3 protein-coding genes and 1 pseudogene are annotated in these 12,805 nt (G+C 67.4%); 1 reads left to right on the top strand and 3 read right to left on the bottom strand.

The genetic code is table 11. The features are described 5' to 3' along the window. Positions 1-25 precede the first annotated feature (25 nt). A pseudogene (locus ACWEBX_RS00890) lies at positions 26-1,304 on the top strand (tyrosine-type recombinase/integrase); the annotation flags it as partial. Positions 1,305-1,506: 202 nt separating this feature from the next. Here the strand turns inward: ACWEBX_RS00890 and ACWEBX_RS00885 are convergent. The 3 genes from ACWEBX_RS00885 to ACWEBX_RS00875 form a co-directional block, all read right to left on the bottom strand. After that, positions 1,507-1,773 carry a hypothetical protein gene (locus ACWEBX_RS00885; RefSeq protein ID WP_451882775.1) on the bottom strand — a complete coding sequence of 89 codons (267 nt, stop codon included), beginning with the start codon at positions 1,771-1,773 and terminating at the stop codon, positions 1,507-1,509. Between the two features lie 129 nt (positions 1,774-1,902). Then, a complete protein-coding gene (locus ACWEBX_RS00880) occupies positions 1,903-8,835 on the bottom strand; it encodes a polymorphic toxin-type HINT domain-containing protein (protein WP_451882774.1) in 6,933 nt (2,310 codons plus the stop codon). A 143-nt stretch (positions 8,836-8,978) separates the two neighbouring features. Next, positions 8,979-12,590, bottom strand: a complete 3,612-nt coding sequence (locus ACWEBX_RS00875) for a LamG domain-containing protein (RefSeq protein WP_451882773.1) — start codon at positions 12,588-12,590, stop codon at positions 8,979-8,981. Positions 12,591-12,805 lie beyond the last annotated feature (215 nt).

Below are 12,805 nucleotides of genomic sequence, written 5' to 3'. Positions count from 1 at the left end.
CCCGCCTCGACCAGGAAGCCGCCTAATGACCACGCCCCGCGACAACCCCGCCTCCCGCCGCAGCCGTGCGAACGGCGACGGGACCGTGTACAAGCGCAAGGACAGCCGTTGGGAAGCTGCCAGATACGTCCTCGCCCTCAGCAAGACTCGCCGCCGCGTCCGTGTCTACGGCACCACCCAGGCGCAACGAAGCCCTGGCCAAGCTCACCGAGAAGATCGCCGCCAGCAACCGCGGCCTTCCCGTGCCCTCCGCGCAGGGCAGCGTGGCCGTGTACCTGACGTACTGACTGGAGAACGTCGCCGTCCACCACCTCCGTGAGAACACTCACACCCGCTACACCACCTGCGTCGACCGGTACCTGATCCCCGGCCTGGGCAAGAGAAGGCTCACCAAGCTCACCGCCAAGGACGTCCGCACCTGGCTCAACCAGATCCGCACCACCTGCCAGTGCTGCTCGCGCGGTATCGATGCCCGGCGTGATGAGCCCCGCTGCTGTGCCGCCGGCCAGTGCTGCCACAAGGTGCTCTCCCCGCTGACGCTCACCTACATCCATTCTGTGCTCAAGTCCCCGCTGGAGCATGCCGTGCGCGAGGAAGAGATCCCGCGCAACGTCGCCCCCAACGTCCGCACCGGCACCCCGCGCCCCGACGCTTCGAACCCCTCACCACCGCACACGGTCACCGCTGCACGCGCTGTTCGAACTCGCTCTCCGCACCGGGCTCCGCAAGGGCGAACTCCTCAGCCTGCTCTGGGAAGACCTCGACCTCGACGCCGGCACCGCCGCCATCCGCCGCACACTCCAGCGCACCAGCACAGGCGGGCTCACCACGCTGCCTACCAAGACGCGGGCCTCCGAACGCCGCATCGCCCTCCCCGCCCGCTGCCTCCAGTCGCTGAAACTCCACCACGAACAGCAGCAGCGCGAACGTGAGGCTGCGGGCACGGCATGGCAGCACAGCGGGCACGTCTTCACCACTGCCCAGGGCAGAGCGATCGACCCGACCAACCTCACCCGGACCTTCACCACGCTCCTCCACCGCGCCAGCCTCCGCCGCATCCGCTTCCACGACCTCCGCCACTCGACAGCCACGCTGCTGCTGGAACAAGGCGTCGAACTCGTCGCGATCAAGGAACTCCTCGGCCACGCCCACGTCGGCGTCGCCGCCACCGTCTATGCCACGTCCGGCTCCGCCTCCAACGAGACGCCATCGACACCCTCAGCACCGCACTCGGCAGCCCGGAGAACACCAAGACAGCACGCTCCGACAGCGACAAACCGCCACCCTGCGCCGCCCTCGTCCGCTGGCGTTGCCGTCAACTACTGCCGTCACCCCACGCAGAAGCCCCGCCAGGACGCATCTGACGGGGCTTCATACTTGCTGCCGAAATCCCAGGGAACTCGAAATTCGGCTCTGGGCACGACCATCACGGGAGCAAACTCGAAACGAGCGAACCCTCTAGAACTGTGAACCCTGACCAAGCATTCAGCTTAATCTGGGGAAGAATCACGACACAGAGTTCCCTACCCCCTGGATAGCCGCACAGATCGCCCAGCCCACAGCCTGGACATTCTCACTGTAGAAGCCGTATCTGTTATGAAACGCCTCCTCCGACGAGCGATTCAAAAAGGCGAACGCCAAGGCTCCATACAACGCCCGAAGATCGGAGTGGCTCAACGCCACCTCAATGTTCGAGCGCGACTGGAAGTCTACCTCTCGATCCCTCAGTTCGAGGAGTTCCGCCGACGCGTCACCAGCCACGACGGCCACCACCTCCGAAGAGTGACTGCCGCCATAAAGATCCACAAGCACCCTTCTGACCAATTCGAATTGGGTCGGAGTGAGGCTGACTACATAGCTTTCACCCGAACGCCTGAGGCGAACCCTCCGATACATGCGACCTCACCCCAGCGAATTGAAGATGCTGTTGAACTCGTCCAACGACTGATGATAAGCGTGAACCATGTAGGAGTTTTGGACGATCGTCACGCCCCTATCACTTGAATCCACCCTACTCTCATCGCGTCTGGCAGTTGTTCCTGGCTTCCTCCGATCGACATGAGTCATGCCCAAGTCGCGCTGACCAGCCAGATACCGACCCAATTCGTCTGTGTCGCCGCCGATTCCATTGATGGTGTGATCGGCCGCCTCACTGGCCGAGTTGCAGGCCGTACACATGCGCTGGAGATTGTAGTCAACCCCATCGGCAATATCAGTCCCATGGCGATCCTGAATTGCCTCGTGTGCGGCATCGTCGAGTCCTCCGCAGTTGTGAACGAGGACCGGCGTCTGCTCCGCCAGCACATAGTACGTATGGACACTCTCGACCGTTAGGTCGTGCGTGCGCTGACGCTCGTCGAAGGATCGGACGGCGGTGAGTTCGACCGTGTCGCCGTTCACCGCGTGCAGGCGCATGCCCGGTTTCAGGTCACCGGCCTCGATCCAGGCCTGCTCGGAATCGGACCAGAACGGGTGGGTCGTGGTGGAGACCAGGTTCTCGTCCTTACCGGACTTCCCCTTGATCGTGAGGTCGACGAAGTGCTTGTCGTCCTCGGTGACGATTGTGCCGACGACCTTGCGAACCGTCGTTCCGCCACGCTTCGGGTCGGTCACCTTGACCTTGTCGCCGAGCCGGATCCTTTCGATCGGCTTGGTCTTGCCATTGGCGAGCAGGACTTTGGTGCCGGGGAGGAAACTATGGAGATCCTTACAGGAAGTCTTACCCCTCTTGAGCGCCGCCGCCGCCTTCGCCCTGGCCTCTGCCAGTTTCTCCGTGGCCTTGGCCAGGCCCATCCTGGCCTTGCCCAGGGTCTTGCTCGCCTTGAAGAAGCTCCTCGCGCCGCCGATCAGATCCTTGACCAGCCCGGTGACACGCTTGACGAGCTTGAGGCCCTTGGCCCACTTCCACGGGGCGCCGTACTTGGCCATGATCTTGCCCGCGAGGCCGCCCGCGAAACTGCCGGCGATGTTGAGCAGGGTCTCGCCGCAGGCTCCTAGGTCGCCGCTGGATATACAGTCCAGGGCCGCGTCCACGCCCAGGATGTCCCGGGCGATCTTGATCAGTATCTTGCCCGCGGACGTGATGCGCTTCTTGGCGGAGGACTGCTGGCTCTCGGCGTCACTGACCTCCTTCTTCGCCTTGTTGACCTCACTAACTTCGGGCGCGCACAGAGTGCCGCAGCCGGCGCAGCTTCCCGGGAAGAGGCTGCACTGTGTCGACGTCAGTCCGCTCGGGTCGGACTCTGTGACCGGCGAGTTGTTGGCGTAGGTGTAGCCGTTAATCTGCTGCGGCTGGGTGTAGTCGATGACCGGGTCGACCGAGATGAACTTGCCGATCCCCGGGTCGTACTCGCGCGCTCCAAGGTGTGTCAGGCCGGTCGAAGCGTCGATCGTGCCACCGACAAAGCCCTTCTCCCCCGGCCAGACACCGGTCTTGTCGCCGCGGTCGACACCGAAGGGGTCGAAGCGGCGCTGGGTGACCGCGCCGGTGGCGGAGTTGATGGCCAGCTCGCCCGTGCCGTGGTGGTCGGAGGCGGTGAAGGAGAGCTTCGCCGCCGTACGGACCGCGATGGTCTGGCCCGCGTAACTGTAGTAGCGGGTGGCCTCCTTCTTGGTGCCGTCCGCCGACAGCTTCAGCTCCGTGCCGGGGAGATAGACCGTCGTACCGGTCGGGTCCTTGCGCACGAGACGGTTGCCGGAGGCGTCGTACACGTAGCTGGTCTTGGAGCCGCTCGCCTCGGTGACCTCGCCGACCTTGCCCTGGTCGTTCCAGAGGAGGGCCTGTGCGTTGCCGCCGATGGTGCGCTTGGTGGTGTTGCCGGCGTCGTCGTACTCGTACGTCGACTGCTTGTCGCCGGTCGGGGTCTTCTCGGTGACCTTGGTGACCTGGTGCGGTCCGTCTCCGAGGGCGCCCGCGCCGCCGTACTCGTAACTGCGGGTGATGTTGTTCGCCGCGTTCAGAGCGGTGTCGTGGTTGGTCTCGGAGACCCGGTTGCCGATGGCGTCGGTCTCGTACGACTTCCAGTAGGGGGCCGGACCGCCCAGCGGGCTCGACCCGGCGGCGGAGTCACAGGCCGTGGGGCCAGTGCCGTCCACAGGGGTGGTGGAGCCGCGAGTGCCCGAGCCGGCCGCGGTCGTCTCGGTGGCCGCCGGGGTCCAGGCGTCCGACAGGCGCTGACGGCTGTCGTAGGCGAAGCACTGCACGTCCGGTACGGCCGCGTTGGCCGTGTCCGCGATCGACAGGACGTTGCCCGCCTGGTCGTAGGAGTACCGGGAGTCCTTCGCGGGGGCGGTCGTGCCGTAGACGCCGACCGTCGCACGCGTCAGCCGGTCGGTGCCCTTCTCGTAGAAGAACTCCTGCCCCACCTTCTTGCCGCTGCCCGTGGACAGTTCCAGCTGCTGCAGCTGGCTGGTCCTGGAGTAGACGGTGTTGGTGACGTACGAGTTGGCGGAGCCCGTCATCGTCATCGGACGCTGCAGGGCGTCGTACGTGTAGGTCAAGCTCTCCGCCGGCAGGTCGCCCGTGGCGGGCATGCCGGTGGTCCGGACCGTTCCGTCCGAGTTGTACGTGGAGGTGAAGGCGTACGTGCCGGCCAGCGAACCCTGGGAGGCCGGGACCTGGTAGGCGGTCTGCAGCGGGCGGTAGAGCGAGTCCATCGACTGGACGGCCGTGGCGAAGTACTCCGTCGCGGAGGTGTAGCTCAGCGTGCCGTAGAGCTGGCCCAGCCAGCCCGCCTTGTCGTACTTGTTCTCGCTCAGCTTGGTTCCGGTGCCGGCCGCGCCCTGCCAGGTCGTGAGCACACGTCCGAGCTTGTCGTACACCGTGGAGGTCTGCTTGTTGCGGCCGTCGTACTCCACGACCGGGCGGTCGAGTTCGTCGTACTCGGTACGTGAGGTGCCCGCGTCGGGGTCGACCGACTTGGTCTTGCGGCCCAGCTGGTCGTACTCGTAGCGCCACACGTTGTTCTTGGCGTCGGTGACCGTCTCCAGCAGACCGGCCTTGTTGTACGTGTACTTGGTCGAGTCGTACGGAACCCCCACACCCGGCGAGGCGCCACGGTAGTGCCGGATCTCCGAGGCGTTGCCCTGGGCGTCCGTGATCGTGGTCGTGGGCACACCGCCCACGGGCGGGTCGACATGCGTCAGCTCACCGTCGTAGGTCGTCGTGCTGCGCCACTGCTCCGCGCCCGAGACCGCGAAGATCTCCGCGGTGGCACGGCCCAGACCGTCGTGCTCCAGCAGGCTCTGCGCACCGACCTGGCCGTTGCTCACCAGCAGCAGCTCGTCCGAGGCGGCATCGGCCGCGTTGTAGGTCGAGTTGGTCTTCCGCACGTTTCCGGTCGCGTCGTACCAAGTGTCGGCGACCATACGGGTGGAGTCCGGACCCTCGGTCTGGATCTGACGAGCCCGCAGCATGCTGTCGTAGAGCTGGTACTCGGCGCCGTAGGTGCCGTCGTTCTCTATCTTCTCCGTCTTGATCGAGGTGACCTTGTCCTTGCGGACGTTGTACGAGTACTTGATGCTCGGCGTCTGGGTCGAGGCCCGGTCCGGCAGCCACACCGACGTCAGACGGCCCAGCGCGTCGTAGGCGAGGTCCGTCCGCTTGCCGTTGGGGTCGGTCTGCCCCGTCGACATACCCCATGCCTGGGCGTAGTCGGTGATCGTGTTGTGGCCCAGCGCGTTGGTGACCGTCGTCCTCGACAGCAGGCCGTTGGTCTCGGCGTAGACCGTCTTGGTCTGGTCCGCCGTCCCGTACTGCTTGGCGTCCTGCTGGGTCAGCGGGCGGCCGAAGCCGTCGTAGGTCGTGGCACCGGTGATCTGGTAGGTCGCCGTGGTGCCGTCGTGCGAGGTCAACCGCTCGGTCTTGGTCGCGTCACCCTTCGTGGGCGCCGCCCCGAACGCGCCGAGGTCGTACGAGGTGCGCTCGTCCCCCAGGACCTGCGTCTTGCGGTCGGGCGTCGTCGCGCACTTCACCGACACGACCTCGCTGCGCGAGGGCAGCGCCAGGATGTTCTTGGCCGTGTTGTCCGCGTACGTGGTGCGGGTGCAGGTGTCGTCCGTGGCCGTGGAGACGTCTCCGAGGTCGTCGACGGTCAGGACGCGGCCGGTGCCGTTGTCCGTGTCGTACGTCGTCGTGGACTTCGTCTCGTTCCAGGTCCCGTCGGACTTCAGGCTGAAGCCCCGGGCGACCTGAGGCTTCACGATCGCGGAGTGGGTGGTGCCCCAGCTCTGCGTCTGCGTCGCCGTGTAGTGCTTCCAGGGCACGTCCATGGTCTTGGAGACGAGCTTGCTTCCGTCATAGGTCGCCGCCTCCAACTGATGGCCGGTGAACTCCTCGTCGTCCGTGTACGACGCCCCGGTGGAGTCCTTGACGGTCACCGAGCGGGTGTTGCCGTCGGCGTCCTTGTCGCCGTCCATGCCCTGCATGAACGTGTAGTCGACGCGCGTGGTCTGGTTGTCGGACGAGCCGCTGGTGACCTTGACCTTGCCGTAGCCCTGCCAGCCGCCCCAGGTGAGGTACTTCTCATCGGTGATGCCGTCCGGCTTCGCCTTCCGCCAGGCCGCGTCGCCCTGGTAGTCGTAGCGCGTGACCATCGAGTCACTGCCACCAGTGCGGTCGGTCTCGATGACCGCCGAGACAACGTACTTGTGGAACCAGTCCGTGATCGGATCGGTGTAGCCCGGCGGGGCCCACTTCACGGGGTAGCAGCGCTTGGTCGACTCCCCCGGCCTGGGCAGCGAGGCCTTCGCACAGTCGGCCGGCGCGTAGGTGACGTCGAGCTGCGCGCCGGTGTCACTGAGCACCATCGACAGCCGGTAGCGGTAGAAGGGCGCGATGTTGTCGCCGATCGCGTCGACGCGGTTGGCGAGCTGCTCACCGAAGAGGTCCACCGACGGCAGCTTCACCGCCGTGCCGACACGGCCCTCGTGGTCGATCTTCGACAGCCACAGCGTCTTGGAGTCGTCGCCGTTGTCCGTGAACAGGTGCGTGAACGTCCAGGCGTCCACGTCCTGGTAGTTGGTGGCGTCCTTGCGCATCTGGGTGACGACCGACGTCAGCCGCTTGGTGGTGAAGAAGGTCGGTACCGGTGACGTGCACTTGGTGGCCGACTTGCACTCCTGGTCGACCGGTACGTCCGGCCAGTAGGAGGCGTTCGCCTTGGTCCGCTTGCTCTCCGCACAGTCGAAGTCGGAGGTGGTCAGGCAGCGTTCGGCGGTGTTGAACACGATCCGGGCCGGAGCCTTCGCCGCGTAGACCTTGGTGTCCTGCTGGCCGTAGTCGATGCGCTTCAGCCAGCCGCCACGGTGGTAGGCCGTGCCGTTGACGTCCGTCTTGCCGTTCAGCGCGTAGTAGTTGGTCTCACGGTCGTAGAAGTAGGACATCACGTTGCCGTGCGTGTCCTTGACGTAGTCCAGGCTCCAGCGCCACGCCTGCTGGCAGTACGCGCTGGTGAACGTCGCGTTGTAGCAGGGCTCACCGGAGTCGTCGCCGAAGACCGGAGTCGTCCAGGTGGAGTTGGTCTCCTCGTTCCCCGTCGCCCAGCCCGGCAGCCGGTTCAGGCCGAAGGAGTACTCCGTGCCCTCCGAAGTCGTGATCCTCCAGTACTCGCCCTTGTCGCCCGTGCTGCCGTCGTCGCCGTTGGTGGCGCCCGTCAGCCGCTCGACCTTCGCGCCGTCGTCGGACGACAGGTGCCACTTGCCGGTCGTGTCGTCCTTGATCAGTTCACCGGACGAACCGTCGAGCATGACCGTGGCGTTCTCGAACGCCCAGCACTGCTCGGCCGAGCCGGCATGGCCGTCGTCGGAGCACGGCTTGTAGCGGCGCTCGATGTAGCCCGGGTCGTAGGAGAAGCCCTCGCCGATCCAGGAGCCCTGGTTGTTGGTGGTCGAGGTACGGCCGTCCGCCGACTGGGAGGAGTAGCCGAGGCCCACGGTCGGCGTCAGGCCACCGGGGGTCGGAACGGACTTCAGCGGGTAACTCCAGCTGAACCCGCCGGAAGAAGGAGCGACGCTCCAGCTTGAGGACGGGGACAGGGCCGTCGCCTTGTACGTGCCCTGCGCGCTCGACGGACCCGCGGCCACCGCCACGAGGGAGGTCGCGGTGCCCGCCATCGTGGAGACGCCGTCGGCGGGAGCCGCGGCGGCCGTCACATCGGCGGAGACCGTGCCCGACTCCACGTCGTTCACCGTCGGCAGCACCTTCGGCTGCTCGGGGCAGGCCTTGCTGCCCGGAGTCGCGACCACGGCACACGCCGGGAGCTGCACCAACCGCAGACGCGAGGCATAGGAGCCGCCGAAGCCCTCGGCGAACTTCGAATAGTCCACCGTCAGGCGAATCTTCGCGGCCGCGTCCTCGCCATCGGCGCGCTCCACGCCCAGAAGGACGCCGGCACCGAGCTTCGCGGCGCGCTTCGGATCGAGGACGTCGACTCGCACCTTGTCGACGGTCCCGGTCGCGTCGGCCGCCGCAGCGCCCTTCACCGCCTTGGACGCCTTGGACGCCTTGGACGCCTTGGTTGCCTTGAGCGCCTTGCCGACCTTGACCGGCAGGCCTCCGGTCTCGGTCGCGCCGGCCGCGCCCACTGTCAGATCGGCGCCGCCCTGCTTCGGCCACACCGCCTTGTCCAGCCCCTTGACCGCGGCCTTGCGCGCCGGATCGGAGGGACGGGACTTCGCTTTCGCGTCGGATCCCTTGGCGGGATCCCCGTCGTCCCGGACGCCGGGGCGGCCGATGCGGCCCCGATCGCCATCGTCGAGCACCGATGCCTGGACAGACGAAGCGGACAGCGCGAGCGTGAGCCCGAGCACTGTCGCGACAACCGTCTGTCTGGGCATGCGGCGGCTCAGTGAGCGGCCACGCATGAACATTCGGCAACTTCCTGAGAGTAAGGGAACATCATGAGAGAGAGGGAAGAGGGGGACGGAGCAGGTGTGCCGGGCCCTCAAAGGGCCCGGCACACCTCATTTGTGACGGATCGTCACATGTCCGGGGTCGCCGTCAGGCTGGACATCAGCTGCACCGCGATCTGGTCGGCGGCGCCGCTGTAGACGCGGACCTCGTCGATCGCGCCGGCGAAGTACTCGCTCGCCCCGCGCAGCGAACGGCCCACCTGGAGGCCGCCGGTGGCGGGCCACAGGGTGTTGTCCGTGCCGTAGGCGCCGGCGACGAGCTCGCCCTCCACGTACAGCCGGATCGAGTTGGCGAAGGCGTCGTAGACGACCGCCAGGTGCTGGCCGGAACCGCCGGTCTCGGGCAGTTCATGGTCGTTGGTGAAGGTGACGACCTCGGCCGCGGCCGCGTCGGTCTTCGCGACGGCCAGTTCCCACTGGCCGGTGGCCGCCTGGTAGCGGACCTGGACGCGGTTGGCGTTGGCGCCCGGCAGCGACAGCACCGTCTGCGACTTCACCGGGTCCAGCGAGGTGAGCTGGGCGCGGACGGTCACGGTGAAGCTGGTGTTGCCGGTGACCGGGGCGGTGGCGGTGGACGCGTAGTCCCCGTCTCCGTCCAGGACCAGGTTGCCGTCGCCGACCAGGGCCGCATTGTCGAACAGGTCGGCCGGGCGGTAGACGGAGGCGTTGCCCGCCAGGGTCAGCGCCTGGCCGCCGCCGGTCTCGGCGGAAGCGCCGCCGACGGCGTCGTCGAGCTGCCAGTAGCCCTTGCGCGTGGGCTTGACGGTCATCAGCTCGGAGACCTCGGCCGCCGTGAGGACCCGCTTGAAGGCCCGGACCTCGGCGAGGTCACCGGTGAAGTTGTCGCGGTAGCCGCTCTTGGCCGTGACACGGCCGATCTGCAGCGGTCCGTACGACTTCCAGGTGGAGCGCCGCGCTACGGAGCCCTTGAGATCCTTGTTGATGTAGAGCTGGAGCTGCGGGCCGCCGGTCTTCTGCGCGTCGTACACACCGGTCAGCAGCACCCACTGGTCCTTGACCACGGAGATTCCGGTGGAGAGGGCCTTCCACTCGCCGAGCGAGTCCACGTCGTTGACCGGGACGGAGAACTTCCAGGTCTGCGCGGACGCGTCATAGCCGAGGAAGAAGCCGGGCTCACCGGTACCGTCCTGGCTGATCACCGCCATGTTCTTGTCCAGCGCGGTGGGCCGCACCCAGGCGCTGACACTGAAGCTCTTGGCGGTGTCGAGGACACTCTCGCTGACGTCGAGGTAGGACTCGGCGGTGCCGTCGAAGTTGGCGGCCTTGTCGGCCTTGCCGCCCGGGCCGTCCACGCCGAAGCCGACGGCGCTGCCGGCGGTCGCGGAGTAGTCACCGCTCTCGTCGTGCGCTTCGCCGCCCGCCTCGTCGGCGAGGTTCCACTGGCCGACGGCCGGGGCGCCCTCGGCCACCAGGAAGTCGTAGGAGTTGCTGCTGGCGTGAGTCGCCTTGTCGATGGCGATCACCTCGAGCACATGCCGTCCGGCGCGGGTCGGCACCCACGGCGGCGTGGTGACGGAACCGCCCCCGGTGGTCGGGTTGAGGGGGCTCAGCGCCGCACCGTCGAAGGAGTACTGGTACTTGACGACATCGGTGTCCGGGATGGAGTCGTTCGGGTTGGGCGAGAAGGTGAAGGTGCCGTACGTACCGACGCCGTCGTGGTAGACGGTGTCCGACGGGTACTGCTCCGACTTCACGAGCGGCTTGCCCGGCCACGTCTTGTCGTAGATGAACTCGCAGCGCTGGGGGGTGTCCCCCTCCGAGCTCCACGGTCCGTTGCCGTCGCCGTCGTTGGCTCGTGCGCTCCAGTAGATGACGGTGTTCTGCGGGATGGACGACTTGACGGTGTGCTCGAACCTCGTGCTGGCCGCCGGGGAGAGCGCGTCCTTCGTGATGTAGGTGTACGAGCCCGGGGTGGTCCCGCCCCACTCGATCTTGAACTCGACCTTCACCTTGTCGGTCTGGCCGTTGCCGTGGTCGGGGTCGCTCGCGATGGCCCGCAGCTTCGGCGGAGTGTCGACGTAGGCACGGCTCGTGCCCCACTTGCACACGCCACCGGGGTCGGTCGACATGTCGGACGTCTTGATCTGCCGCGGCAGGTTGTTGTACTTGACCGACAGGAACGCGTTGCCGCAGATCCGCTTCCACTCGGCGAAGCGGGACTCGTCGGCCGCGCGCAGGCCCAGCGTCATCGAGTTCCAGCCGCCCGCGGCGGCCGTCTTGACCTCACTGGTCAGCTCACCGGTCGCACCGCTCTCGAAGTGCAGGTTGGGCTCGCTGGAGCAGGAGGTCGGGGAGATCGCCTTGTCGACGGTCTGGAGGTAGTCGTCCCAGTCGTCCGAGGTGTTGGACCAGTTGCTGGACGACGTGACGTTGTAGTTCTGGCCGCCGATCCGGTAGAGCTGGATGGGCTCCGCGGTCGGGGTGGCGCTGTAGATGAACTCGACCCGGGCGGAGAAGGTCGCGCCGAGGATCTGCTTCCCCTTGTAGAAGGACAGCGGCATCGTGAACATCACGCGCCGGGTGCCGACCCCGTTGCAGGAGACCGGGTTGTAGTCGGTGGGGCACTTGCCGACGCCCGCGCTGCCCGAGTACTTCCAGTCCTGCTCGCTCGGCATCCCCGACATGACGCCGGTCCAGGCGGAACGCGAGGTGGCGCGCTGGATCGGGTCGATGACGACGGGGAAGACCGTGTCCTCGCCCTTGAGGAGTTTCTGGTCGGGGACCAGGCTCAGCTTGCCCTTGCCCACCTCGACGTCCAGCGGGGCGACGTGCCCGCCGCCACCGGGGCCTTCGAGGGCGGCGGCGGGGGCCGCCGTGGTCCCGGGCGCCCCCGCGGCCGCGGCGGTCAGTGCCTTCGCGACGGCCTTCGGGCCCTGCTTCCTGGCGGTGGCCTCCTTGACGGCGGCCGAGTCCCACATCGCCGGCTTGCCCGCCTCGAAGACGGTGCCGCCGACCTCGGCGTCCTTCGCGACGATCGCGCCGGAGGCGTTCTCCGCGACCTTCAGGCCGTCGGTGGTCATGCCCAGGTCGAGTCTGGCCAGCTTCGGGTCGGCTGCCGCCTCGGGCGTCTTGACCACCAGGAGGTGGCCGAAACCGTCGGCCTCGGCCCGGACGGTCAGGTCGACGCCGGGAAGGGCGTCCACGTAGGTGGCGGTGTCCCCGTCGACCGCCGGCGCGGGCAGCTTGCCGTACGGCCAGCTCAGGGCGAACTCGCGGCCCGCCCGCTGCATCGTCACGAACGGCTTGCCCGCCTGCCCGGCGGAGAAGGCCAGGTCGACGGTGGCCGCCTTCGGGGCCCAGCCGCCGTCGGAACGCTTCACCAGCGTCGCGTCGATGTCGACCCACTTGCCGCCCTTGACCGTACGGACGGGCTCCGTGTACTCGCGGGCCGTGAAGGTGCCGTCGGGCTCGGCGAAGATCTCCCTGCGCTCTGTGCGCAGTCCGACGACCTCGGTCTTCTTACCGCTGTCCTGCGCGGCGGCCATGGCCTGCTGCTCGGTCTGCATCGGTTGGTCGGCGGCGACCGGCGCCTGCGCCTGACCACCACCGTCGCCCGGCAGGACCGCCAGGGTGCCCGCCACCACCGCTCCGGTGACGGCCGCCGCAGCGGCGGCACGCACCATGCGCCGCCGTATCGGTCTGTGTCTGTCTGCGGACACGCGTCCACTCTCCAGTCGGTTCATGTCTGTGTCGAAAGGCCGGTTGCCGGAAAGCCGGGTCCGGCGAAATGTGCTGATGCGCGGAGTGGTTGACGTGTCGCCAGCGAACGGTCGCGCCGGGCGCGGTGCCCCCCGCCGCCCCGAGCTGTGGAAACCGGGACGCGTGCGGGAGGACGGGCGGGAGTACGCCGCCGCCCGTCCGCCTCTTGCGGCGA

The sequence above is a fragment of the Streptomyces sp. NPDC005070 genome, assembly GCF_053600395.1.
This window is presented reverse-complemented; position numbering and strand designations above follow the sequence as displayed.